At 40.0% G+C, this 26369-nt stretch carries 21 protein-coding genes and 1 other RNA gene; 10 read left to right on the top strand and 12 right to left on the bottom strand.

Going from position 1 to position 26369, the window contains the following annotated elements; translation table 11 throughout:
- Window positions 1-98: 98 nt before the first annotated feature.
- On the top strand, window positions 99-2387 hold the full coding sequence (locus OFO00_RS03665) for a hypothetical protein (protein ID WP_270864917.1): 2289 nt from the start codon (window positions 99-101) through the stop codon (window positions 2385-2387).
- Window positions 2388-2505: 118 nt separating this feature from the next.
- On the opposite strand, the gene OFO00_RS03660 is transcribed toward OFO00_RS03665, so the two are convergent.
- Window positions 2506-3147: a Crp/Fnr family transcriptional regulator gene (locus OFO00_RS03660; RefSeq protein WP_270864916.1), complete on the bottom strand. Its 642-nt coding sequence runs from the start codon at window positions 3145-3147 to the stop codon at window positions 2506-2508.
- A gap of 98 nt (window positions 3148-3245) precedes the next feature.
- On the opposite strand from OFO00_RS03660, the gene OFO00_RS03655 reads away from it, so the two are divergent.
- The gene (locus tag OFO00_RS03655; RefSeq protein ID WP_270864915.1) at window positions 3246-4649 is read left to right on the top strand and encodes a DUF4139 domain-containing protein; all 1404 of its coding nucleotides are present in this window, start codon (window positions 3246-3248) and stop codon (window positions 4647-4649) included.
- 165 nt (window positions 4650-4814) lie between these two features.
- Here the strand turns inward: OFO00_RS03655 and OFO00_RS03650 are convergent, their stop codons facing one another.
- The 4 genes from OFO00_RS03650 to OFO00_RS03635 form a co-directional block, all read right to left on the bottom strand.
- Window positions 4815-5693, bottom strand: a complete 879-nt coding sequence (locus tag OFO00_RS03650) for a restriction endonuclease (RefSeq protein ID WP_270864914.1) — start codon at window positions 5691-5693, stop codon at window positions 4815-4817.
- Between the two features lie 98 nt (window positions 5694-5791).
- Window positions 5792-6775: a diaminopimelate dehydrogenase gene (locus OFO00_RS03645; protein ID WP_270864913.1), complete on the bottom strand. Its 984-nt coding sequence runs from the start codon at window positions 6773-6775 to the stop codon at window positions 5792-5794.
- A gap of 115 nt (window positions 6776-6890) precedes the next feature.
- On the bottom strand, window positions 6891-7259 hold the full coding sequence (locus OFO00_RS03640) for a DMT family protein (protein WP_270864912.1): 369 nt from the start codon (window positions 7257-7259) through the stop codon (window positions 6891-6893).
- 43 nt (window positions 7260-7302) lie between these two features.
- Window positions 7303-9921, bottom strand: a complete 2619-nt coding sequence (locus OFO00_RS03635; RefSeq protein WP_270864911.1) for a valine--tRNA ligase — start codon at window positions 9919-9921, stop codon at window positions 7303-7305.
- A gap of 169 nt (window positions 9922-10090) precedes the next feature.
- Here OFO00_RS03635 and OFO00_RS03630 point away from each other — a divergent pair, with 169 nt between their 5' ends.
- Together OFO00_RS03630 and OFO00_RS03625 are read left to right on the top strand one after the other, a co-directional pair.
- Complete coding sequence (locus OFO00_RS03630) at window positions 10091-11722, top strand: cation:proton antiporter domain-containing protein (protein WP_270864910.1); 1632 nt, start codon at window positions 10091-10093, stop codon at window positions 11720-11722.
- A 46-nt stretch (window positions 11723-11768) separates the two neighbouring features.
- Entirely contained in the window at window positions 11769-12734 is a 966-nt protein-coding gene (locus OFO00_RS03625; protein ID WP_270859442.1) for a methionine ABC transporter ATP-binding protein, read from the top strand.
- Window positions 12735-12847: 113 nt separating this feature from the next.
- Here OFO00_RS03625 and OFO00_RS03620 read toward each other — a convergent pair whose 3' ends face one another.
- The gene (locus tag OFO00_RS03620; protein ID WP_270859441.1) at window positions 12848-14260 is read right to left on the bottom strand and encodes a DegQ family serine endoprotease; all 1413 of its coding nucleotides are present in this window, start codon (window positions 14258-14260) and stop codon (window positions 12848-12850) included.
- Between the two features lie 166 nt (window positions 14261-14426).
- Here OFO00_RS03620 and OFO00_RS03615 point away from each other — a divergent pair, with 166 nt between their 5' ends.
- Both OFO00_RS03615 and OFO00_RS03610 read left to right on the top strand, forming a co-directional pair.
- Window positions 14427-15302, top strand: coding sequence for a DnaJ C-terminal domain-containing protein (locus OFO00_RS03615; protein WP_270864909.1), 876 nt, complete (start codon window positions 14427-14429; stop codon window positions 15300-15302).
- 9 nt (window positions 15303-15311) lie between these two features.
- Window positions 15312-15620: a heat shock protein transcriptional repressor HspR gene (locus tag OFO00_RS03610; RefSeq protein WP_270859439.1), complete on the top strand. Its 309-nt coding sequence runs from the start codon at window positions 15312-15314 to the stop codon at window positions 15618-15620.
- Between the two features lie 70 nt (window positions 15621-15690).
- On the opposite strand, the gene OFO00_RS03605 is transcribed toward OFO00_RS03610, so the two are convergent.
- The 5 genes from OFO00_RS03605 to OFO00_RS03585 all read right to left on the bottom strand — a co-directional run bounded on the left by OFO00_RS03605 (window position 15691) and on the right by OFO00_RS03585 (window position 22795).
- A complete protein-coding gene (locus OFO00_RS03605) occupies window positions 15691-17874 on the bottom strand; it encodes a TonB-dependent siderophore receptor (protein WP_270864908.1) in 2184 nt (727 codons plus the stop codon).
- Window positions 17875-18090: 216 nt separating this feature from the next.
- Complete coding sequence (ftsZ, locus tag OFO00_RS03600; protein WP_270864907.1) at window positions 18091-19251, bottom strand: cell division protein FtsZ; 1161 nt, start codon at window positions 19249-19251, stop codon at window positions 18091-18093.
- A gap of 20 nt (window positions 19252-19271) precedes the next feature.
- Window positions 19272-20651, bottom strand: coding sequence for a cell division protein FtsA (ftsA, locus tag OFO00_RS03595; protein WP_270864906.1), 1380 nt, complete (start codon window positions 20649-20651; stop codon window positions 19272-19274).
- On the bottom strand, window positions 20644-22101 hold the full coding sequence (locus tag OFO00_RS03590; RefSeq protein WP_270864905.1) for a peptidylprolyl isomerase: 1458 nt from the start codon (window positions 22099-22101) through the stop codon (window positions 20644-20646). The genes ftsA and OFO00_RS03590 overlap by 8 nt, the downstream gene beginning before the upstream one ends.
- A gap of 127 nt (window positions 22102-22228) precedes the next feature.
- Entirely contained in the window at window positions 22229-22795 is a 567-nt protein-coding gene (locus tag OFO00_RS03585) for a class II aldolase and adducin N-terminal domain-containing protein (RefSeq protein WP_270859434.1), read from the bottom strand.
- A gap of 63 nt (window positions 22796-22858) precedes the next feature.
- Here OFO00_RS03585 and rsmH point away from each other — a divergent pair, with 63 nt between their 5' ends.
- The 4 genes from rsmH (at window position 22859) to OFO00_RS03565 (ending at window position 25649) form a co-directional block, all read left to right on the top strand.
- The gene (gene rsmH, locus OFO00_RS03580; RefSeq protein ID WP_270864904.1) at window positions 22859-23794 is read left to right on the top strand and encodes a 16S rRNA (cytosine(1402)-N(4))-methyltransferase RsmH; all 936 of its coding nucleotides are present in this window, start codon (window positions 22859-22861) and stop codon (window positions 23792-23794) included.
- Window positions 23795-23922: 128 nt separating this feature from the next.
- Entirely contained in the window at window positions 23923-24300 is a 378-nt protein-coding gene (locus OFO00_RS03575; protein ID WP_270864903.1) for a hypothetical protein, read from the top strand.
- Between the two features lie 490 nt (window positions 24301-24790).
- Window positions 24791-25201 carry a hypothetical protein gene (locus OFO00_RS03570; RefSeq protein ID WP_270864902.1) on the top strand — a complete coding sequence of 137 codons (411 nt, stop codon included), beginning with the start codon at window positions 24791-24793 and terminating at the stop codon, window positions 25199-25201.
- A gap of 34 nt (window positions 25202-25235) precedes the next feature.
- Window positions 25236-25649 (top strand): DUF4156 domain-containing protein, encoded by a 414-nt coding sequence (locus tag OFO00_RS03565; RefSeq protein ID WP_270864901.1) that lies wholly within the window; start codon window positions 25236-25238, stop codon window positions 25647-25649.
- A gap of 28 nt (window positions 25650-25677) precedes the next feature.
- Here OFO00_RS03565 and rnpB read toward each other — a convergent pair.
- Window positions 25678-26004: RNase P RNA component class A (rnpB, locus tag OFO00_RS03560), an RNA gene on the bottom strand.
- Between the last annotated feature and the right edge of the window lie 365 nt (window positions 26005-26369).

Here is a 26369-nt window from a genome sequence, read left to right as displayed (position 1 = left end):
TTGAAATTTAGTAAATTTTGCCCTATTTTATCAAAATTTTTGGCATAAAATTTTAATCTAATGCGATAAAATTTACGAAAAATTTTAAAGGGCAGATTATGAAATATATCATAGGAATTTTGGTTTTTATCGGATTGATTTTCGGCGGGGTTTTCGCGCTACTTTGGAGCGATTTTGGCAACTCTATCACTAAGCCATATATCGAGCGATACCTTTCGCAAAAAACAGGCTTTGATATAAGGCTAGATAAATTCGACCTTAACTGCGACGATTTCGACATTACGGCGCTAATTAATGGCGAAATTTCAGCGCATTTGGTGGGCAAATACGACATTTTTTCCAAAAGCTTCGACACAAACTACGAGCTAAATGCAAAAGATCTAAAAAGCTTTGGCGTAGCACTTGACGGCGAAAGGGTTTCGCTAAATGGTCGCGTGCTAGGAAATATGCAAAAAATCAGCGCAAACGGCGCAGGACGGGCGTTTGATAGCGATGTGAAATTTCTAGCTAATCTCACAGATTTTATGCCCACAGACCTGCAAATCGTAGCGCCAAATTTAAATGTCGCCAAAATTTTAGCCGTGGCAGGTCAGCCGCTTTACGCCACTGGAAATGTCGCCATTAACTCCAATATCATCGCCACAAACGGCGCACCAGAAGGCAGTGCAACCATAAAATCGCAAAATTTATTGCTAAATGAAAAGGCGCTAAAAGATCTAAATATAACTATCCCAAGTGGCGTTAAAATCGCGCTAAACTCTGATATCAGCGTGAGCGAGGGTATTGCCAAAGCCACGAGCGAAATCAGCTCAAATTTGGCAAATTTGAGCGCAAAACAAAGCGTTTTTGATATGCAAAAACGCACCCTTCAAAGCGATTTTACTCTAAGCGTGCCTGAGCTTAAAAATTTAGCCAAAATCATAAACTACGAAACCTCTGGCGATTTACTCGCTAGTGGCGAGCTAATCAGCGATTTTAAGGATTTCACGCTAAAAAACACAAACATAAACGCCTTTAAAAATGGGCTTAAAGCCGTGATAAATGGCGCGTATAATGCGCCTAGCAAAGACGGCAAAGCAAGCGCAAATTTCGCTATTAGCGACTTTGCCAAACTCTCTCACATCACAGGGCAGAAATTTTCAGGCTCTGGCAAGGGTGTGGCTGATATCACGCTAAAATCGGGCAAACTAGCTAACCTAGCCCTAAATCTCGACGCGCTTGGCGGAAATTTGATAGCTAGTGGCAACCTTAGCGCGCTAAGCGTGCGCGCAAAATCGCTAAATTTGGCAGTTATAACCTCGTTTTTGGGCATGGAAGCTATCGGAAATGGCGCGATAAACGGCGAAGCTAAGCTAAATCTAGATTCTGGCATAAACGGCGAACTTAGCGCAAATATCGCTAATGGCGTGCTTTATAAAAAATACCTTGACAAACTTAGTGGCAAATCTTTCCCAAGCGATACGAAATTTAGCCTAAATTTGGGCGCGAATATCAAAAACTCGCTTGCGAATTTTACTGCCAAACTCGGCTCAGATTTGGCGAATTTCGACAAAATTTCAGGCACCTACAATCTCAAAACTAGCACTCTAAACGCCGATTATGGCGTAAATGTGCCAAATTTAAGCAAGATGAAATTTTTAACTGGCATTGAGCTGTTTGGCAAATTTAATGGAAACGGCAAAATTGATTACAAGCCTAAAAATTTCGCCGTTTCGTTTGCGTCAAATATCCTTGGCGGGGCGATGAACGGCAAAATGATAAACGATGATGTCAGCGTCAAACTCACGAAATTCGCAGTCAAAGACCTGACCGATATGCTCGGTGTGCGCCACATTTACGACGGCGTTGGGGACATGGATTTTAGCTACAACACAAAGGCAAAAAAGGGCAAATTCAACTCCCTCATAAATCAAGGACGCCTCAAAAGTAGCGATTTTATGGGCGTCGTAAGCAAAATTTTAGGTCGCGATTTGGCGAGCGAAGTTTATAATAATGTAACGCTTGATGGCACAATCGTGCAAAATTTAATCACTTTTAACACAAATATGAGCGCACAAAAAAGCAAGCTAAATGTAAGTGCGGGCAAATTTGACACCCAAAGCAAGCAAATCAATATCCCGGTTAAGGCAAATATCGAAAAAACGGATATTAGCGTCCAAATCACTGGCACCACGCAAAACCCAAAATATAGCGTCGATTCTGCGTATTTAAAGGAAAAATTAAACAAAGAAATCAGCAAAGGTATCGACAAACTCTTAGGCGATAAGGGGTCTAAATCAGGGCAAAACACTGGCGCGAATTCTAACGCGCAAAACAACGCCAAAGAAAAAAGCCGTGAAGACAAGGCAAAAGAGGCTGTTAAAGGGATTTTAAAGGGGCTGTTTTAGCGCAAAATTTGGCTAAATTTTAAGATTTAGCCAAATTTTAAAATTTTTAAAATTTCAAAAAATTTCGGCGCAGTATTTTGCAAGCCAAAATTTAAACAAAACGCAAAATTTCAAAATTTCAAATCTCAATCACCACGACCTTGCCCCTGCTAAGGGCGATTTTGCCTGATTTTTCCATCTCTTTTAGCACGCGCGATACCGCCTCTCTGGCACTTCCGATATGATTGGCTATATCTTCGTGTGTCGCGCACACTTCGCCGTTTGCGCCCAAATTTTCGCGCAAAAAGCCCATTATGCGCTCGCTAAGTGGCGCGAAAATCGCCTGCTCGCTAGCCATTATGACTTGCGAAAAGCGTTTGGCTACGATTTCTAGGGCGAAATTTAGCACAGCAGGGTAGCGTTCTTTTAGGATTTTAAAAATGCTTGGCGGGATTACGATAAGCTCACACTCGCTTCTAGCCTCGACGCTAAGGCGGTTTTGGGCAAGGGCGAACTTGCAAGTATCGCAGATCATACAGCTCTCGCCGTTTTGTATGCTAAAAACGGTCAGTTCCTTGCCCCCAGTGCCGATAAATGCGCGCAAAAGCCCGCTACGAAGCAAAACATAGCCCAGACAATCCTCGCTAGCATAGATTATCTGCCCCGCTCTTAGGCGCTTTTTATACGCGTTTTTGTAAATCAAGCCCAAATCATCGCCCTCAAAATCAAATTTATCGCAAAAATTTCCCTTCAAAAACTCCCAGTCTTGCGCTTCTAGCATATTTCACCCCTAAAAATTTTATAAAGCTTTCATTTTACACTTTTAAACTACCATTTACTTTAAATTACTAATATTTTGAAAATTTTTAAGGAGATACAATGAAAAGCCTAACCCTGCCACTAATCGTATCGTGCGCGCTCTGTGGCGCAAACGAGCTAGAAAAACCAAAGCAAAATTTCATCGAAATTTATCAAAACGATAGTTTTTTGACCCAAACTTTTAGCCCGGGCACTGCGAAATTTAGCGTAGAAATCCCTGCCACGCTCGATTTAAGTCTGCTTGAAATCAAAAGCGAGTGCGAGCTAGAAAACCTTGAAGACAGCGGGATTTATGAGATAAAAAGCGATGAGAGAAAACGCCTAGAAGAAGCCCTTGCAAAGGTAGTAGCGCAAAAAAAGGCAATCCAGGCTAAGATTGAATTTAGCAAAAATTTGGCTAGTTCTGGTAGCGGAAATGCAGATGAATTTTATGCAAGCACGCTAAGAGATTTTGAAAATATCGCTAAGCTGGAAGCCGATGAGAGCGCGCTAAACGAGCAAATCGCACGCACACCTAGCGCGCAAATGAGGCATGCGAATTTAAGCTTTGCATGCGCGCCAAAGAGCGTTGCATTGCGATACGCGGCGTTTTTAAACGAGGGAGCGAGCGCGAAAATCAGTGCCGATACAGAGAAGCAAAAACTTGCTATCACGCAATCAATCCGCGTGAAAAACCCGCTAAATTCGGCTCTTGACGCGCTTAGTGTGGCGATTTATCCGTATGCGTATTCTGCCCTGCTCGCCCCAAGGCCGTTTCGGGCGCAATATATCGGTGGGCAAACTTACGAAGCAGATGGCGTGTATATGCAAAAAGCCATGCTAAGTGCCGCGCCAAGGGCTGCTATGAGCAACCGCGCCGTGCAGGCGACAAATGCCCAGCTCACACTATCGAACTCATACACGATTGAAAATTTAAGCATTGCGCCAAATGAGAGCGCGAAAATCGACTTTGACGAGCAAATTTTAGAGGCGAAATTTAGCATTTTTATCGACGCATACAGCCAAAATTTAGCGTTTTTGCAAGCCAAAACAAAGCTTGAAAAACCACTCAACCACGCCCTTACGACAATCGAAATTGATGGGGTAAATGCAGGCCAGGACTGGCGCGAGGAAATACCTGCTGGTGTGGATATCAGCGTGTTTTTAGGACAAAATCGCCTAATCAAAGTCACCAAAAAAATCGATGAGAAAAACACCAAAGAAAACTTTTTTGGCACCAAAAAAACCACGATTTCTAGCTGGAATTACGAGGTGAAAAACACAAGCAAGCGGGCTTGGGATATCGAACTACTCGCCAAAATGCCACTAAGCGCGGACGAGAAAGTCAAAATCACTGATAAAAGTGGCACGAAAATAGGTAATATCGACACTGAGGGCCGAGCAAGCTGGAAATTCAGGCTAAATAACGGCGAGGCAAAAACGATAAATTTCGGATATGAAATCAGCGACGCTAGAAGCGAGTGAGATTTGAATTTGGTGGCTAAATTTAGTTAGGCTCGGGCGGATTTTGTATATTTAAAGCTAAGGAAAGTTCAATTTTTCCACAAAATTTACATAGATTTTGCCTGAGCTTTTAACTATTTTTAGTAATCAATTCTTTCTTTACACAACTGCTGACAATAATTTTGCTCAAATATTATTAAAAAACTTTTCGTCAATTTCATAATCTTTTATTTCTTTTAAACCAAGCCCATATTGAGCTAATTTTTCCATAAATTCTTCATCGTCGATTAAATCAATCTGTTTTTTACCTGACTTCATAGCCTCTTCTTTGGCATCTCGCGTAAAACTTCCCGTAGTTATACATAAACCTTTTTCTATATCGGTTGTTAAAGAACCGCGAAAATCCCGTATCGCAGAAGCACTTACAGAACCACTATATCGCTTACACTGAAATGCAACATTAAATGTAAAAATTCCATTTAGTTTAAATTTTCCCGTTCCGTCTATTCCGCCATCGCCTGTTTTTTTAGTAACTTCGACATCTACGAAACCGCACTCTCTAAGCAATCTTTGCGCAAGTTTTTCAAAAGCAAAAGGGTTCATATTTGTTAATATTTTAAATAATCTATTTTTCCAAGTTTGAAATTCTTCATTTTCTTCGACATATTCTAGTTTTTGCTCCAAATCTTTGTCATTTTGTTTGTTTTCTTTTATTTTTTTATTTTTATTAAATTCTTCGATTATTTCTTGCGGATTTATATTTGCAAATTTTGCAAATTCTGGCGTTACAGACCAAATACCACGCTCACTATTCGTAATTACTCCAAAAGCTTTTAAATATGTTCTCGCCCATGCCAACTGATATTCAAGTTCGCTTTTTTGAGTATTAGCATGCAAAATTTCCAAAATTTTATCATCAATATTGAGTATTTCAGTAACTTTATCAACAATTTCAGTATTTGAAGCAGAATTTCCCTTTTCTTTTAAAGCCAAAAATGTAGCTTCTATAAGTTTATCAAATGAATATTTATCTCTCAATATTCTCCAATTTGAATTTTGTTTCATCTTGTTTCCTTTTTTTATAAATTTAAGCTAAATTTTTGCTAAAAACGAATTTCGCCGTGCGAATTCGCCAAATTTGGCATTTCACACGGCAAGTAAATTTACAAAATCTCTTTTCTGAGCTCGCTAGGGGTTTTTGGCGAGATAAGAGCCGGTGCGATGTCAAAAATGCTAAACGCACCACTTTTGCCGTCCTTATGTAGTCTATATGCCGCTCTTGCGTAAGCTACCAGCACGCTAGCCGTAAATTCAGGGTTTGAATCAAGTTTTAGGCTAAATTCGATTAGGTGTTTTGTCTCGCCGTGTTCGCCTGTGCTACCGCTTCTTAGCACGAAGCCACCATGCGGGATTCCGCCGTGTTCGCGTTTAAGCGTCTCTAAGTCGATAAAATGCACGGTCGTATCATAATCAGCGAAATAATTTGGCATTGTTTTGATTTCGTTTTCGATTTTCGCCTTGTCGGCGCCGTCTTCGGCGACCACGAAGCACTCACGCAAATGTTTTTCACGGGTGCTTAAATTTGGATTTTCTCCGGCTCTGACACTTGCTAACGCGCTTTCAATCGGCACTGTGTATTGTCTAGCATCGACTACGCCTTTGATTCGACGGATAGCGTCAGAATGCCCTTGGCTCACGCCTTTGCCCCAAAATGTGTAACTCTCGCCACTTTCTAGCACACTTTCGCCCACAAGGCGATTTAGCGAAAACAGACCCGGATCCCAGCCAATAGCGATAATGCCGACATTTCCGCCGCCTTTGGCTGCCTTATCGACATTTGCGAAGTGTTCAGGGATTTTAGCGTGTGTATCGAAGCTATCGACGACGCAGAAGTTTTTCGCAAATTCTGGCGTTTGTGTTGGCAAATCAGTCGCCGAACCACCGCAAAGCACCAAAACATCGAATTTGCCTTTGAAATTTAATATTTCATCTATGCTAAACACACTCGCGCCGCAGGTTTTCACACTAGCTGGCTCACGGCGAGAAAAAACGCCAAAAACTTCCATATCGCTTGTGTTTCGCACGGCTAGTTCGACGCCACGACCTAAATTTCCATAACCTAAAATTCCTACTTTGATTTTACTCATTTTTTATCCTTTTTATTAAATTTTATTTCTGAATTTTGCCTATTTTTGGGCTTTCACGGCACCATTTCAAATCGCCAAAATCGTTTTGAAAAACCAAAAAATATCATAAAATTTCCTATTTTTTAAACATAAAATACACAGCCAAAACTAGGAAAACAAAGCTTATAATGTGGTTAATGCGAAAAGCTTCGCTTTTGAAAATCAGCAGTGCAAACACGCTAAAAACGCTAAGCGTGATGACTTCTTGCAGGACTTTGAGCTGCCAAATGTCAAACGAACCGCCGTTGCCGATGTAGCCGTATTTGTTGGCTGGGATTAGCAGACAATACTCGAAAAACGCCACGCACCAGCCAAATAGAATAATCCCAAAAAGCCCAAGGTTGCTAAAAAACGGAATTTTGGTAAATTTCAAGTGCGCATACCACGCAATCGTCATCAAAACATTTGAAAAAATCAGTAAGATTATGGTGTAGTATGGTTTCATTGTGCGCCACCTAAATTTTTAATTTTATACTCTTTCGCATTCTTCACTTCACTCCCAAATTTGCTAGTTCCCCGCAAACTTTGTTAAATTGCTCTTTTGCGTTTGCTAAGCCGTTGCGATTGGTTTCGATGACGCTAGCAGGGGCTGAAGCCATAAATTTCTCATTTCCTAGCATATTTTCTAGCTTTGCGATTTCTTTTTCAAGCTTGGTTTTTTGCGAATTTAAGCGATTTATGATAGGGTTTAAATCCACGCCTTCAAGCGCGACAAAGCTTTCTAAATTCGCGCTCACATCACGCACGGCATTTGCCATAGGGGCGCTTACAAACTCGATTTCATCGCATTTAGCAAGTGTTTTGATATAATCTTTCGCCCCGCTTAAATCAAATGAGCTTAGCACAGAAGCTTTTGCGATTTTGGCATTTCCTAAATCAATCGTCGCTTTTGCACGACGAATGCTCACAATCGCTTCAATCACGCGCTCAAAAAGCTTTTCGATCCCTTCGTTTTGCGCCGAAGTTTTTGGGTATCTCATCATGGTTACGGATTCTCCGCTCTCCAACGAAGTCCCGCTAAGCTCGTGGTAGAGATACTCGCTGATAAACGGCATAAATGGGCTAAGAAGCTTTAAGGCTTCTTTAAAAATCATACCAAGCTCAGGGATTGCAGCCTTGTTTGCTTTGCTAAGCTCAATCCCCCAGTCGCAAAATTCGTCCCAGAAAAATTTGTATAAATCAGTCGCAGCGTCGTTGAAGCGGTATGCGTCGAGATTTGCCCTGACCGAATTTACACACGCCTTAAAACGGCTTAGCATATACTCTCCAAGCTTCGTTTTAACCAAATTTTCGTCCAAATCACCGAATTTAGCCGAATTTAAAAGCAAAAATTTACTTGCATTGTAAAGTTTATTTACGAAATTTCGATAAATCAAAAGTTTATCGTCGCTTAGGCGCAGATCCCGTCCCTGCACGCACAAAACGGTTAGCGTAAATCGCAAAATATCGGCTGAATACTCATCGATTTTATCGAGCGGATCGACGATATTTTTGCTTGATTTGCTCATTTTTTTGCCGTCTTTGTCCTTGACAAGGGCGTGAAGATAGACATCGTGAAATGGCAGTTTGGCAGTAGCGTTTTCGCATTGAAAAAACATTCTTGCAACCCAAAAGAAAAGTATGTCAAAGCCCGTAATAAGCATAGTATTTGGGTAAAATTCCTCCAAATCACTCTCATGCCATTTTTCATCTTTTAGAGCGTTGCCGTTGCCCCAACCAAGTGTGGAAATCGGCCACAAGCCGCTTGAAAACCAAGTATCAAGGACATCCGGGTCTTGCGTAAATTTCGCACTTCCGCATTTTGGGCATTGGCTAGGGTTTTCGCACTCGTCCGCCCACTCATGTCCGCACTCGCAGTAAAACACAGGAATTCGGTGTCCCCACCAAAGCTGACGGCTAATGCACCAGTCTTTTAGCTCTCTCATCCATGCATTAAAGCTGTTTATCCAGTGCGCTGGGAAAAACTCAGCCCCGCCGTCATTTACCATTTTTATGGCATTTTTAGCGATGTCAGATTTGACAAACCACTGCTTTGAAATATAGGGCTCGACGACATTTTTACAGCGGTAGCAATACCCGACTTGATTTTCGTAATCTTCGATTTTTTCGATGAAGCCCAGCTCATCAAGTTTTGCGACGATTTTATCTCTGGCTTCAAGGCGTTCAAGTCCAGCAAATTCGCCACAATATTCGTTTAAAATGCCCTTTTCATCGAATATTGTGATAAATTCCAAATCGTGGCGATTGCCGACTTCGTAGTCGTTTTGATCGTGCGCTGGTGTTACTTTTACGCAACCTGTTCCAAAAGCCATATCGACATGCTCGTCAGCGATGATTTTGATTTTTCGCCCTATAATAGGGAGTTCTACAAATTTTCCGATTAAATTTTTATAGCGTTCATCGCTAGGATTTACCATGACCGCAGTGTCGCCGAAGTATGTTTCAGGGCGAGTTGTGGCTACAACGATAAATTTATCTTTTTCATCGCAAAGGAAGTACCTCACATAGTAAAGTTTGCCTTTATTTGCCTTGTGTTCGACTTCGACATCGCTAAGTGCGCCGTCGTGAGTACACCAATTCACCATATAATTGCCACGCACGATTAAGCCCTTTTCATATAAATTTACAAAGGCTTTTCGCACGGCGTTTTTAAGCCCGTCATCCATGGTAAATCTCTCTCTGCTCCACGCAGGACCCACGCCAAGACGGCGGATTTGGCGAACTATCGTGCCGCCGCTTTGCTCTTTCCATTTCCAAACATGTTTTAAAAACTCTTCTCTGCCGATTTCTTCTTTTTTTATGCCTTTGGCTAAAAGTTCGCGTTCGACGACATTTTGAGTAGCGATTCCAGCGTGATCGAGTCCTGGTTGATACAGCGCTTTGTATCCGTCCATGCGTTTATAGCGCGTCATAATATCTTGCAAGGTGCAAGTAAGAGAGTGTCCTATGTGTAAAACGCCCGTTACATTTGGCGGTGGCATCATAATGCAAAATGTTTTGCCTTTTTCTTGGATATTTTTGTTGCCGTCGATCTCGAAATAACCGCGCTCTTCCCAAATTTTATAAAATTTTTCTTCAACTTCTTTTGGATTGTAAAAATCTGCCATTTTAACTGCCTTTTTATTTGATTTTAAAAACTGATGATTATAGTTAAATTTCACTAAAAACCAGTTAAAATTCGAAATTTTATCGCCAAATTTGCCCTAAATTTGCGATATTTTAAGCTAAATTTTAGTAAAATCAAAGATTTAAAATTTTCCCCCAGAAAGGTTGCAAATGGATTTTGCTATCGAGCTATTTTTGACGATTACTGCACTTGCAATCGTTCTAAACATAGTTTTTAAAGTTTTTGAAATCCCTAGCATTATCGGATATATCGTCGCAGGTGTGTGTTTTACGCAGATTTATAGCCTCACACGCGACGAGAGTATGTATATGTCGCAAATCGCCGAATTTGGCGTGGTTTTTCTGATGTTTAGCATAGGATTAGAGTTTAGCTTCAAGCACCTAATGAGTATGAAAAAAGATGTCTTTTTCAACGGATTTTTGCAGGTTGCGGGCACTGGGCTGATACTCACTCTCATAATAGATCAAGTTTTGAGCGAAAATATCAAAACAGCCATTATTATCGGTCTTGCGCTCTCTCTAAGTTCTACCGCAATAGTGCTAAAAAGCCTAAATGACTCAGGCGAGATTAATCGCAACTACGGCAGAAAGGTGCTTGGAATTTTGCTTTTCCAAGATTTAGCCGTGATTCCGATTTTGCTGATGATTGATATTTTTGCCTCCACAGATAGCACGCCCGTAAATGAGCTGGTTTTGCGCACAGCCATAAGCGCAGCAATCGTAATAGTCTCGCTTTTTTTAATCGGCAAATTCCTGCTAAACACCCTGCTAGGCTATGTTACAAAGCTAAATTCCAAAGAAATTTTCATCGCCACGGTTTTATTCGTGGTAATCGGGGCTAGCTTTTTGGCTCATGTGTTTGGATTTAGCTACACGCTGGGCGCATTTATCGCTGGCATGCTGATTGCCGAGACCGAATACAAGCGCGAAATCGCCGTTGGTATGAGCTCGCTGCGCGATATTTTGCTAGGACTTTTTTTTATCACAATCGGAATTCAGATTAAATTTGACATCATCGCCAACCATTACGGCGTAATTTTACTAGGCATTATTATTATAATGGCGCTAAAAGCCGGCATTGTCTATGCGATTTTAATCCTTTCAACTCACAAAAGAATTGCGCTCAAATCAGCCCTATCTCTGGCGCAAATCGGCGAATTTGCCCTAGCGATTTTCGCACTTTTAATCTCCAAAAATTTAATAAACAAAGAAAACGCTCAAATTCTAATCGCAATCGTTGTGGCGACGATGATTTTGACACCATTTATCTTAAAAAACCTAAACCGCATCGCAAACCGCTTCGAATCAAATGTCGAAAAACTCGAAGACGAGGTGCATAAGGTCAAAATTTCGCCTATGAAAAACCATTTTGTCATCGTTGGATACGGCAGAGTAGGACAAGAAATACTGCTTAGACTACGCGATAACGGCCTGCCATATATCGTGGCTGAAAGCGATTTGGAGCTTGTCGATCTTGGTAAATCTCGTGGCGAAAATGTGCATTTTGCAAATATGATGCAAAAAAGCGTCATCGACGAATTTAGCCTGCGTCAGGCATCTGTGATAATCCTAACGCTCACAAACCAAGAAAAACTCGATATCGTAGCAAATATGCTAAATAAGGAAAATTTAAGCGCAAAAATCATTGTGATGTATTCAGGGCCGTATCGCAAGGTCGAATTAGAGGGCGAATTCGGAGAGAATTTTATATTTATGAAGGAAGAGCGCATGCTGGCTGGCTCGCTTTTGCAAGAGGCGTTAAGACAAAAATTACAAAGCTAAAATTTTAAAAATTTAAGTAGAATATAGAAAAAATAAAGGAAATTTAGTGATAAAAATCGAAAATTTGCATAAAAGTTTCGGAAAATCCGAAATCATAAAAGGTGTCAGCGCAGAGATTAAAAAAGGCGAAATTTTCGCTATCGTAGGACAAAGTGGCGCGGGCAAAAGCACCCTACTTCGCTGTATAAACGGACTAGAAAATTACCAAAGCGGCAGTCTAAAAGTCGCTGGCAAAGAGGTGGCGGATTTAAAAGGCGATGAAGTGCGCGAATTTCGCAAAAATATCGGTATGATTTTTCAACATTTCGCGCTGATGAGCCGAAAAACGGTCGCAGAAAATGTCGCCACACCGCTTAGGTTTTGGAAATTTGAGGAAGGATATATCAAAGAGCGCGTGGCCGAACTGCTCGAACTAGTCGGCCTCAAAGACAAAGCAAACGCCTATCCTAGCGAGCTTAGCGGTGGTCAAAAGCAAAGAGTAGCCATTGCTAGGGCATTAGCGCTAAAACCGCAAATTTTACTTAGCGACGAGGCGACCTCAGCGCTCGATCCAAACACAACGACGCAAATTTTAAATTTGCTTAAAGAAATCAACCGCTCGCTTGGCATTACGATAGTTTTGGTAACGCACGAAATGGAGGTCGTCAAAAGCATAGCCAACCGCGCCATGCTCCTAAAACACGGCGTTGTCGTGGGCTCTGGCGATATCGTGGAGCTGTTTTTGCACCCTGATGAGCATATGAAGGAATTCCTAGGCGAAGAGGAAGTGCTACCACCAAATAATATAAATGTAAGGCTGTTTTTCCCGCCAGATGTCGCGTTTGATAGCATTATCACGCACATGGCGCACGAGCTTGGCATAAATTTTAATATCGTCTGGGGCAAACTTGAACGCCTTGATAAAAGCGTCGTGGGCTCGCTCGTGATAAATGTCCTACCAACCCAACTCGAAGCCGTAGAGAAATATATCAGCGAAAAGGGCGTGATTTACGAAGTCGTGGAGAAAAAATAATTTTTCCCAAAAAATTATAATTAAAATTAAAAATAAAATCGGCGAAGTCATTTGAAATTTGACTTCGCCAAGTGAAATTTGGCAAAGCCTAAGCTCTGCCAAATTTGCCAAATTTAGCGGATTACTAGCCCTTGCGGGATACCGTTGCGAATAACCCAAACTAGGACTTTTTTGCCTTTGTAGGCTTTGATATATTTGTTAAAATCATCTATATTTTCGACATCGTTTTGACCGATTTGGATAATTATATCGCCCTTTCTAAACCCATACTCGCTCGCTTTTGAATCAGCTTTTACATTTGTTACGATTGCGCCTTTTAGATCTTTATTTAGCGCATATTTTGAGCGAATTTCATCATCTAGGTTTTTAAGGCTTAGCCCCTCTAATGCGCCCTCATCGACATTTGAGCTACCAGCGTTAGATGATTTATCCATGCTATCTAGTTTGAGGGTTACTTTTTGGTTTTTGCCGTCGCGCTCGAACTCGATTTCGACCTTGCTACCCGGATTCATCGAGCCGACCAAATTTTTAAGCTCGTTTGCGTTTTTGACAGGTTTATCATCGACTTTTATAATCAAATCACCCCTTTTAATGCCCGCTTTATCCGCTGGCAAGCCCTCTTCCACGCTCGAAATCAGCGCACCTTCTTTGCTATTGTAAATCTCTTTTTGCTCTTTTGACATATCGCTAATCGTTACGCCGATATATCCGCGCTCGATTTTGCCGTCGCTAATGAGCTTTTTGGCGATATCTTTGACCATATTTGACGGGATTGCAAATCCTATGCCGTTGTTTCCGCCACTTCTGCTTAAAATCGCTGAGTTTATACCAATGAGCGCACCACGGCTATCGACTAGCGCACCGCCTGAATTGCCAGGATTTATCGAAGCGTCTGTTTGGATAAAATTTTCGTATTGATTAAGCCCGATATTGTTTTTATTTAGCGCAGAGACGATTCCTTGCGTAATCGTGCCGCCCACGCCAAATGGATTTCCGATAGCAAACACTATATCGCCCTCCACAGCCTTTGACGAATCCCCAAATTTAATCGCAGATAGCCTTTTTTCCTCGATTTTGATAATCGCCAAATCTGTTTTCGAATCCGTTCCTACGACCTTGGCTTTATACTCTTTGTCATTATCGAGCAGTGTAACTACGATTTCATCGGCATTTTCGACGACATGGTTGTTTGTGACGATATATCCGTCATCTGAGATAATCACACCAGATCCCAAAGAGCTGACCTCGCGCTCTTGTCTAGGCAGGTTAAAATCGAAAAATTGCTTAAAAAACGGATCGTTAAACATCTCCGCCATTGGGTTGTTTGCGACTTTGTGTTTTGATTTGGTCGAGATATTGACGACAGATTTTTTCGCCTCGGCAATCGAGCTGTGGTATGAGAGAACGACATCCTTGCTAAACTCAGGATTTACACGATCAAATTTCGCGCCAGCCTCGCTGATATCGATATTCGCGCCAAAAAGCGAAGCGCTAAGTGCCAAAGATAGCAAAATGGTTTTTTTCATTTAAATTCCTTTTGAATAAAATTTTCGTGCAATTATAAATTTCTAGGGCTAATATTTGTTTAATGTAATTACAAGATTTATAAACAAAATATATTAAACTTGATTGACATAGACTAAACTTTTATGATATAATCAATATAAAATTTAGACAAAAAAGGAAGGTAAAATGGCAAATTCTAGCCTTTATGAGACTCTCGGCATTAGCAAATCTGCCAGTGCTGACGAGATTAAAAAAGCCTATCGCAGGCTCGCTAGAAAGTATCACCCAGATATCAACAAAGACCCCGGCGCAGAGGAAAAATTCAAAGAAATCAACGCAGCGTATGAAATTTTAAGCGATGAGAAAAAACGCGCTCAGTATGACCAATACGGCGATTCTATGTTTGGTGGTCAAAATTTCCACGATTTCGCCAAGGGTTCGGCTGGCATGGGCGATTTAAACGACATTTTAAACAGCATTTTTGGCGGATTTTCTGGCGCGAAGGGCTCGCGCGGGGGCTTTGATTTTGGTGGCGGGTTTAATCCGTTTGAATTTAACTCTGATTTTGGTATGGATTTGGACAGACATAGCGCGATTGAAATTCCATTTGATACAGCCATAAATGGCGGGGAGATGAGCGTAAATTTAAATGGTGAAAATATCAAATTTAAAGTCCCAGCAGGGATAAATACTGGCGAAAAACTGCGAATTAGAGGCAAAGGAAATTCAAACGGTAAGCAAAATGGAGATTTGATTTTAGAGATTAAAATTTCGCCAAGTAGTGAATACGAGAGAAACGGAGATGATTTGAGCAAAAAAATCGATGTCCCGCTAAAAACTGCGCTTTTTGGTGGCAAAATCGAGGTTGCCACACCCAAAAAAACAGCCACGATTAAAATCAGCAAAAACACCAAAAACGGCCAAAAATACCGCCTCAAAGGCTATGGCGTGCAAAACCGCAAAACCAAAATTTTGGGCGACCTCTACGCCGTAGTAAATATCGTCTTGCCAGACGCTGATAGCCTAAGCGACGAGGTTCGCGAGGCATTAGAAAGCTTATAAGGAGAAAATATGCACGATTATGACGAGCCGGTTTATCTAATCTCAATCGTAGCCAAGGTGCTAGATATCCACCCCCAAACCCTGCGCCAATACGAGCGCGAGGGGCTAGTCAAGCCGGGTAGAACGGACGGCAAAATGAGGCTGTATTCGGCGCGCGATATGGATAAAATCCGTATGATAGTAAATCTCACAAAGGAGCTCGGCGTGAATTTAGCGGGCGTGGATGTGATTTTTAGACTGCAAGATCAAATCAGCGAATACGAAAAAGAGATCGAAATTTTGCGCAGCAAAATCTTAGAACTCGGTGGCGAGATTTAAAAATTTAGCAAAATTTGGAATTTAGTTCAAATTTAAAAAGGAAGCCGTTTTGGCTCCCTCTCAAATGAAATTAATAAGTATAGCTTAGCTTTAATGTTACATTTAGCGGTTCGCCGTAGTAGTTAAATCCGCCTTTGTGAAATGAGTCATAATCTGTATAGTAGCGTTTGTCAAAGAGGTTTTCGGCTATCAAGCTAACCTTTAAATTTTGGGTTGGTTTGTAATTTATCGCTGCGTCCCAAGTAACATATCCTGGGTGTCTGATTTCTTCGACATTATTATTTCTGTATCTTATAGTATCACTTTGGGCTTTTACACCAAGACCTACGCTAAAATCATGCAAAACCCCAGGCAGTGTGTAATCCGCATAGGCTCTAAAAATGTGTTTTGGCGCATAAGATCTGAAACTATGACCTTGTTGGTTTGCTGGATTTGTGTCGCTTTCGCTCTTTTTATAGTAGTTTTTGTTGTATGTATAGCCAGCGAAAATATGTAAATCATCGCTAACCTCGCCACTAATTTCAAATTCCAAACCCTTGCTAAGCACCTCGCCACCATTTTCAGAATAGCCAATTCCACCATAATTATTTGGAATTCCAGCTACATAAACAGGGCGATTTTTTTGCGTAATTCTATAAAATGATAAATTTGCATTTAATCTATCATCGAAAAACGCCGCTTTTATGCCAGTTTCATAGTTATGCCCCTCTGTGGGATCCAAGAAATCACCATTTATATCAGTGCTATAAGTAGGCTTGTAAATGTCAGAATAACTAGCATACCAAGTAAAATTATCATTGATATCAAATGTTAGTCCAGCAAACGGCGTTACTTGCCCACCTTTGAAAAATTTATCACTATATGTATGTTCGTTTGTTAGTAGATTGTAATAATTTTCTTCGAATTTATACATACTGTATCTTGCACCCAAAATCAAATGCAAAGGCTCGAAAATTTCAAAATTATTCGCAATCGCTGCGCCTTGTTGGATTATTTTATATTTGTAGTTATTATACCTTTGCGGGTTTGACCAATCAGGCTCTAAAATTTGCGAAGCATGGAAATTAAAGGCGTTGTATGTTACGCTAGGATCAGCAGCGAACATTTTTCGTTTATTATTCATATTTTCGTTCGTGTAATCATAAGTAAGCATTAGCTCATGCTCTCTACCAAACGCCTCATATTTGCCATTTAGCTTAGCATTGACACCGACTTGCTTTGAATCGTTGTCGTAATTATACTTTGGATTGCTAGGTAGTATTCCGCTATCATCAAGGCCGTTAAAACCGCCTGTGTAGAGATAGCTAAATTTCTTTTGAGCGTTTGAACGGGTGTGATTGAAATTGATCGCGCCTTTCCAATCGTCGTTGAAATTATGCTCCAAACCAGCGAAAATTTCATGCGTCCTATACACAGCCCTGTTCCAATCAGCCCCAAAATATGTCGATCTAGAAAGCCCCAAATCCAAACCATCTACGCTAAGAGGCACACCACTCCAATTAGGATTGTTATCAACCCAGTCGTAACTATACCCTACAAAACCGGTCGTATAATCGCTAAAATCATACTCTAAAATTCCATAAAGCATTACATTTTCGTTTTTGACATAATCCACAAAAGAATCGCCCGTGTTAAAATCAGCCACAAATCTACCGCGAAGTGCGCCATCTTTTGCTATCGGGCCACCAAGATCAAGTGTCGCGCCATAATTATTCCACCTACTGGCACTCAAATCCACGCCCAGCGCGAAATCCCTAGTCGCTCTTTTGTGTATTAAATTTATCACACCACCCGGTTCGCCTGTATTTTGCATAAGTCCGCTTGCTCCCCTGACAACCTCCACTCTTTCGTATTTGGCTAGGTTATTTGGCGCGGTAGCGACCTCGATTGATCCGGTTTTACTAGCGGTGTCAGTTTTACTAACGCCGTTAGTTTGGATATTTTCCATGACAAAACCCCTGCTCATATACTGGCTTTGTCCTTGGTATTGCAAGGCTGTAACGCCTGTGACATTTTTCATAGCGTCATCGAGATTTTTTAAATTTTGATCTTTTATGCGCTTTGATGTTAGAACGCTAACAGATTGTGGAGTTTGTTTTAAACTCAAATCAAGCCCAGTAGAAACGCTGGTCGAACTAACCGTATAGCTTGAATTATCATCCGCATTGTCTATAACCACAATAGGTGCAAGCTCATCAGCGACAACCAAACAAGGCAACGAAATAGCTAAAATACAAGGCAAACTGTATTTCATAATATCCCCTTATAATAATGATTATTGAAATTTTAAAAGCGGGGAATTATACTAAATTGATAATAAATTTTAATTTAAATATGTAAGCAAAAATACATAAGTATAAAAAACAAAAATTTTAAATTTTAAAATAATACAAATAAACTAAGTAATAAAATATAAAAACCGGTGCGCGGGGTGCGCACCGATAATAGAAGAATTGCTTTTAAAGGATTATTAATCCATTTGTTTGCGTAAAAATGTCGGCTCTTCTAACTCATCATAAGTTTCATCGCCGTTGAAATCGCCACTAGCTACTTTTTGTTTAGCGGAAAATGAGCTTCTAGCGTAGCTTGCTAGGATAGCTTGTCTGCTATCAGCGACGCTTTGTTTAGTTACTTGCTTTTTTTCAGCGGCGCTCTTTTCGAAACCAGTAGCTATCAGAGTTACCTCTACGCGGTTGTTTTCGATACTATCATCTGTTGTCGTTCCAAAGATTATATCCGCGTCCTCGCTGACAGCCTCTCTGATGATATTCATAGCGCACTCGATTTCGATAAGCGAGCAATCAGGTGAAATTTTGAAATGAACCAAAACGCCTTGTGCACCGTTGATTGAAACATTATCAAGTAGCGGTGATTGGATAGCTGCTTTTATCGCTTCCTCTGCCGCGTCCTCGCCGTCGCATACACCCGTGCCCATTAGCGCCATACCGCGGTGTTGCATTACCTTGCGAACATCAGCGTAATCCACATTCATATCGCTATCGCCTGATTCTAAAATCACAGAAATCATACCATTTACAGCTTGTGCTAGGACATTATCGACCTTTTTGTAAGCCTCTTTGATACCTGTTTTTTTATCAATGATTTTCAATAAATTTTGATTTGGGATTACGATTACAGAATCGCACTCTTTTTTAAGCTCTTCCAAGCCCTCTTGCGCTAGGCGCATGCGTTTTTTACCCTCGAAATCAAACGGAGTTGTAACGATACCGATTGTTAGGGCCTTTTTCTCCTTAGCAGCTTTTGCTACGATTGGAGCCGCGCCAGTGCCTGTGCCACCACCAAAACCAGAGCCTACAAAGACCATATCAGCGTAATCTAGGCGATCTTTTAGATCCTCATAGCTCTCCTCAGCAGCGCCACGACCCATAGTAGGATCCATACCGCAACCAAGCCCTCTGGTTAAATTTGGTCCAAGTTGAATTCTAGTTTTTGCGATTGATTTTTCTAGTGCTTGAACATCTGTGTTAGCTACCATAAGCTCGACATCAGCCTTAGTAAAACCCTCTCTAATCATATGATTAATCATATTGCAACCGCCGCCGCCGACGCCGATTACTTTCATTTTGGCGCCATAAACACCTTTGTTTTCTTCCACAATAAATCCTTTCATTGCAATCTCCTCTATTAAATTTAAAAGCTATTTTTAATCATTGTCATAAATTTTTCAAGCATATTTGGCTTCTTTTTCTCTGGAAGCCCAATGCCCAACCCGCCGCTATTTGCCGTAGTGTTAGTGTTAGTAACACTGCTTTTTACCTCTTCTGTTTCTATCGCTTGCGTTACTTCTTTTTCATAGTATGTCGAACTCTCTCTGCCAGTAGAGATTTTTATAGTTTCGTCTTTGTAACGAAGCTCGCCGTTAGAATCAATCTCATACGGCGTAAAATCGCCAAATCCATACATACAAAGTCCAACCGCGCAAGCATTAGCGCTATCATAAGAAATCTCAGAAAGCCCACTAACGCTCTTTGGTCTAGCCACTCTAACAGATATGTTATCAAAAACCATAGTGCCTAGATCTCTAACATCATCTAGCTTAGCCATACCGCCAGTGATGACTACGCCAGCGCCAAGCCTGTCTTTGTAGCCACTTTTATCTATTTTATCGGCTAAAAGATCGAATATTTCCTTAACTCTTGCTAATATTACTTGCGAAATAATTTCAAGGGAAATCAACTTGCTCTCATCTTCCCTTTCACCCATGATAGGCAAATTTACCTCGCTGTCGCCCTCGTTTATCAAATCATTATATGTGATTTTTATATTTTCTGCATAAGGTAGCGGTGTGTGAAGCGCGCGAGAAAGGTCGTTAGTGATGTTATTCGAACCTAACATAACCACATCGTTATAACGCAACGAATTGCCTAGGTGAATAACCACATCGCAAGTCGCTCCGCCCATATCTATAAGCACTACGCCTAACTCTTTTTCATCTTTTGTTAGCGTAGAAATTGATGAGGCATAGCCAGATAAGACTATATTGCTAACCTTTACCCCTGCCATTTCTACTGATTTTTTCAAATTTTGGATTGAGCTTTTTGGAGCGATTATGATATGAACCGATACTTCTAGCCTCGATCCACTCATGCCAAGAGGATCTTCTATATGCTCTTGCTCGTCGATTTTGAAATCATAAGGAAGCACATGCAAAATAGTATAGTCGTTCGGGACATTGGCTTGCGCTTGGGCTACCTTCATAGCACGATCTATCTCGTGGATACCGATCTCACGCTCCATAGTGATTACGCCACGCGATTTGACACTTTTGGCATACGAACCAGATATCGAAACCACCGCTCTATCGTAGTTACGACCAGCACTTTTGATAGCGCCTTTTACAGCTTGTTTGATTGAGCTAGCAGCCTGCTCGATGTTAGTAATCACACCCTTTTTTATACCTAAGGTATCAGCTACACCTACTCCGCTAATGCTCAACTCGCCGTCATTTTTGGCTATTAAAGCACGAATTTTGTTAGACCCGATGTCTAAGCCTAAGATATACTCACTCACTATCTCTACCTTTATAATATCTTTCGAGTTTATAACGCTTTTCAAGAAGTTTTAACAAATCGCCTTGAAGATTTGAATTTATCATACCGTCGATTTTTTGCGCTACCATAGATTTGTTTTCGTTTATGCTAGTATCATCACCTAAGCTTTGTTCTGTGATTTTATAGACCAAAGCCTTATCGTCAAAAAGCACAACGCCCTCTTTGGCAGGTTTAGAAAACATTTCGCTGATAAATTTATAAAATTCATCATCTCTAAGCGAAGTTGTATTTTGTGAATTTAGCGTAAATTTGCCAAATTCAGTTCCTTTGAAATCTTTAAGTGCGTTTTGCGCATTTTCGTTTAAAACCTCGCTAGCCCTAACCACGCGGTAATCAGCCGCCGCTAAATCTTTTGCCTCTTCGAAACTAAGAGGTTTTGGCTCGTCTATGCTAGCGATTTTTACGATTAAATTTCCGTCATTGTAAGCAAAAGGTTTTAAAATCTCGCCGACCTTAGCCTCTCCAAGCTCACCCACAGGAAATGTGCTAGGCGTGGCGATAATGGTTTCATTGGTGTCAGCTTCGCCTTTTTTGATTTCCAAATATTTTTTTAGCGCTGTTTTTTTGGCTTGATCGACGCTAAAATCCTTAATCACGCTATCTTTTGCTGCGACGAAATCTAACACCTTATCATCGCTTCCACGATATGCCGAGCGATTTTCGTTATAAAATTTTTCCAGTTCGGCGTCGCTAGCCTCTGCTGTTTTAGTCGGCATGAAGTATGTATTTAGGGTGTATTTTTTCTCACTCATATAGTGATTTTTTTCGCCCTCCCAAAATTTCTTTAACTCATCGTCGCTAAAACTAACATTATCATCAGCGTAAATCATCTGCGCTTGCACGCTATCTTGCACCAAACCAGAGGCCGTGATAGCCTCGACGATATCCATATTTGGCACGACTTTTATCGCGTCGCTAAGCTTTTCTAGCGTGATTGCTTTTTGCAAATTTCGCTCAAATTCTTTTTTGGTAAGACCTGAATTTTTGACGCTGTTATCGTATAAAGTCTGATTAAAAACGCCGTTTTCTTGGAAGACTGGCGCATTTACTACAAACTGGGCCACATCTTTTTCCGTAGCCCTTAGCCCCAAATCGTTAGCAAAATTTAAAAAATATGCCTCTTTAATAAGCTCGTTTGCAGCGATTTCGTCTAGGCGCATTTGATCGGCTTGCTCCCTAGTAAATCTGCCGTCACTCATGCTATAAAGACGATTGTAAAGCTCAGAATATTTCGTATTTAGTTCTTGGTTAGTAACAGAAATTTGTCCTACTTTTGCGATAGAACCAGCTCTGTTTGCGTTCATATCATACGCGCCCCAGCCCACAAAACCAGCACCGACGAAAGCTATCGTGCTAATCCAGATAGTAGGTATGAGCGACTTTTTATGCTTTTGCATCCAATTGATCATAAATTATTTCCCTTTAATCAACTAACAAAATGTGTTAGTATTATACAGATAAAAACCTTATGTAACACTGAAAAATAGGCATTTTTGTCATTTTATAACGCGTTAGTAACATTTTTTTACAAAAAAGTTAATTATGGTTTAGTAAAAGCATTTTGCAACTATTTTCCAAAACAGCGATTTTTTTCGCAAGGCTCTGCGCGCTTCTGGCATACGCAAACACGCCATATCCCCTAACCACGATGATATCACTATTTTCACTCATCATATAATTGTAAATTTCGTGCGGTGCCCTATCGTGCCAATCATCGTAATTTTTCGGATCGTAAATTTCAAGCCGTTTGATGATAGTCGCACCATAATAATCACGCGGTATGATAAAGTCGTGTTCTAAGGTATATGCAAGCAAATACGGCGGCATAGCGTAAGCAACGAATTTGGCTTCTTTAATATTTTTATATATATTTAAATGTATATCACTATCTATACTCGCCTCTTCCCAGCGATAGTCCTTTTTGGCAAACAACGCCACGAAATCGTCCAAGCCTAGGCTGTCAAAAATGGCATTTTTTTTGTTGATAATGAATTGATTATCCTTAACTTTGGCTGAAATCGAGCCGTGAAAAATGCCAAAAAGCTCCTTTCTAAACATCGAAAGCGAAATTCTACGCAAAATTTCGTAATAATACTCGTCCATTTTTTACCTTTTACCTAAAAAATGCGCTATTATACTAAACTAGAAATTTTAAAAGGATTAAATTTGCAAATTCCTCATATTCCAGTTTTGTTTAACGAAACACTTAGCGCATTTTCGGACACCAAGGGTGGCTACATACTTGATTGCACCCTAGGATACGCAGGACATAGCCAAGGTATCTTGCAAAGCCTACCAAATGTCCATTTAATCGCATGCGATAGGGATAGCGAGGCGATAAATTTTTCGAGTAAAAGGCTAGAAAATTTCAAAGATCGCATGCAAATCCATAAGGCAAAATTTAGTGAAATTTTAAAAATTTTGCCAGATGAAAAAATCAAAAACATAAGGGGAATTTTAGCCGATATCGGCGTTTCATCGCTTCAAATCGACAAAAACGAGCGCGGTTTTGGGCTAGGAAGCGATGAGCTAGATATGCGTATGGACAGCTCCTGCTCAAAAGACGCGAAATTTATAGTAAATAATTATACAAAAGATGAGCTTACACGGATTTTGCGTGAATATGGCGAGCTAACAAACGCATATCAAATCGCTGAAAAAATTATCCAAGCACGCAAACTCTCACCGATTACCAGCGCGAAAGATTTGGCACAAATAATCGGCACTAGACCAGCCAAAAATAGAAGCGTAAGCCCCGCAATCCTCGCATTTCAGGCAATCAGAATAGAGGTAAATAACGAACTTGGCGAGCTTGGCGAGCTTTTAAATTTAATCGAACAAAAAGCAAAAAATAAAGTCTTAACTAATGCAAAAATTGCTATAATCTCCTTTCACTCGCTCGAAGATCGTATCGTAAAAACGCGTTTTAAAGAGTGGGAAAAAGCGTGTATTTGCCCAGAATTTGCACTAAAATGTGAGTGTGGAGCTAACCACAATCTAGGCAAAATCATAAGCAAAAAGCCAATCACCGCTAGCAGTGAAGAGCTAGCACAAAATTCTCGCGCAAGTAGTGCGAAGCTGAGAATTTTTCAGATAAAATAGCCAAATTTAGGCTATTTTAGTAAAATTTTATTAAAAATTATAAGCAAAATTTTGTGTAAAATATTATGCTAAATTTTACTTATAATTTTTCGAATTTTGAAAATTTTAAAATTTAAATGGAGAAAATTTTGAATAACGAATATGATTTTATCATAAATAATTCCGTCCCAAACAGGACCAAATCCACACCCAAGACGAGCGAATATATCAGCGACGAACAAAACCAAATTTTGCAAAACTACCAAACCACAAATTTCAAAGAGGTAAATTTATCCTTAAACAAACTTTTGATGACCTATTTGATAATGATGTTCGTGTTTTTGCTAACCGTGCCGGCGATTTTTATCCGAAACGAGATTTACTACATTTCGCGCGACATCGCAGAGCTTCGCACCAAACACGAGGTCCTACTCGAAGAAAACCGCGCTCTTAAAAACAATATCGAGTTTTTGCGTTTCAAAAAAGAGATCATCGACGCCGTCAATCTCGATGACAAACCGAATTAACGCCCATTTTGGCCAACTAACGCACTAACTAACAAAAAATTTATGTGATTAATTTTAAATTTATTTCGCTACCGCAAGTCTGAAACACTGCCCCGAAATTTTGATTTATCATTTAACCTGTCATTGCGAGAATTTTGCGTTAGCAAAATTCGTGGCAATCCACGAGCTAAAATCACCGAACAATAAATTCGCAAAATTTATAAAATTCCATAAATTTCAAAATTTTAGCAAACAAACTAACCCTAAATTTTAAACTCATAAATTGCTTCGCTTCGCTCGCAATGACAAAATCAGACGCAAAATTTAAGCAGAAAACATACTTTAAAATTTTCTTAATTACTTCATCAAGCTTTTACTTTCCTCGCAATGATAGATTAAGCAAAATTTCAAATTCCGCACCCTACTTCTACCTAAATTTCATCTTTAAATTCAACCGATTTTAATGGGGGGGGGGGTAAAATCTCGCATTTATTTTTAAAGGAATTCAAAAATGAAAAATTTAATTTTAATTTTTGCTTTACTGTTTTTAACAGGTTGTTTTTACAAAGAAAGCAAGGCTGCTCCGTATCTTAACGAATATGGCAAATTGGTTGTTTTTACAGATAACAAAAGTGGCTGCAAAATAATAGGCGATATAAAATCGAGCGTTAGCGTGCAATATCTTGAAAACTATCAATATTTTCACGAATTCGATACATTTGCAAGAAATGATTTAAGAAATCAAGCCTCTGTTTTTGCGAAAAACAACGACAATATAAAACTTAGAATTATAGATAAAAAAATAATGTGTCGTCATTTTTGGAAAGATTGTATGGAAGTTTATGGAAGTTATGACAATATCAAACCAGACGCACTTGTTACGAGTTTAAATTATACCGCCGAAATTATGAAATGCAATTAATGAATTTTCAATTTTAATTTTAAAAAGGTCTTTGATGAAAAAATTATTATTTTTTACAGCTATTTGTTTTTATGTTAATGGGTTATATGCGAGTTCGCATAAAATTCAAACTCTTACTTCTAGGGGAGCAAAAGTTATCATAACAGATGAAACACCTAAGGGGTGTAAAAGTGTGGGCGAAGTCGAAGCTGTTGATTATAGAAAAAATAATGAAAGTTTAGTTTCTTTTGATCTATTAAGCAAAGGTGCTATCAATGATTTGAAAAATAAAGCCGCCAAAAAAACGAGTGCTAATAGACCTGTAATAAAAATCATCGAAAGCGGATATATATGTGGCAAGAAAAAAAGCACACAACAAGGATATGAGTGTAGCTATAAAGAAGCAATAAGTGGAAAAAAATCGCTTTTTGCGGTAGCGTATAAAGCTATCGTTTTTAATTGTAATTAAAATTTGTAGATTAAAAATAAAAATGCAAATTTAAGGCGTGGCTATAAGCCGAGTTCTGTCTGTGCGGTCATTTATCTACACTGGTTTTTGCAAACCAGTTCTAGCGAATAGTATTTCATAAGACCTTACCTTCTATTCTTGCTGCGAGTTGGGTTTGCACTGCCGCCCATGTCTCCATGCGCGCGGTGGGCTCTTACCCCGCCCTTTCACCCTTACCACAGCGCGAACGCTATGGCGGTTTGCTTTCTGTTGCACTTTCCCTATGGTTTCCCACGGCGTCCGTTAGACGCAACTCTGTCTTATTGCAGCTCGGACTTTCCTCTTGTTTATCACAAGCGACCGCTCGCCACGCCGAAGCGCAATTATAGCTTTTTATGCTTAAATTTCACAAACGCCAAATTTGGAAAAATTTGTAATTTTTAAGCTATGAGCTTAGAATTTTAAAATTTAAAATTCTCTAAAACTCTGCCATTTACCCTGCTCTTAATTTAAACTTTGTAGATTGCTTCGTCAAGGCTACGCCTTTCCTCGCAATGACACTTATGGCAAATTTTGTTTGATTTGTCATTGCGAGGAGCGAAGCGACGAAGCAATCTACGAATTTAAACAACCAAAAAGCAAAATTTGCAGAATTTTAAAATTCAAAAATTCTGCGAAATTCTGCCATTTGCCCGACTTTTAATTTAAACTTTGTAGATTGCCACGAATTTTGCTACGCAA

Source organism: Campylobacter sp. VBCF_04 NA7 (assembly GCF_027737405.1).
In the GTDB taxonomy this organism is placed as follows: Bacteria; Campylobacterota; Campylobacteria; order Campylobacterales; family Campylobacteraceae; genus Campylobacter_B.
Note: the sequence above shows the minus strand (reverse complement) of the source record. Positions and strands in the feature narration are given on the sequence as shown.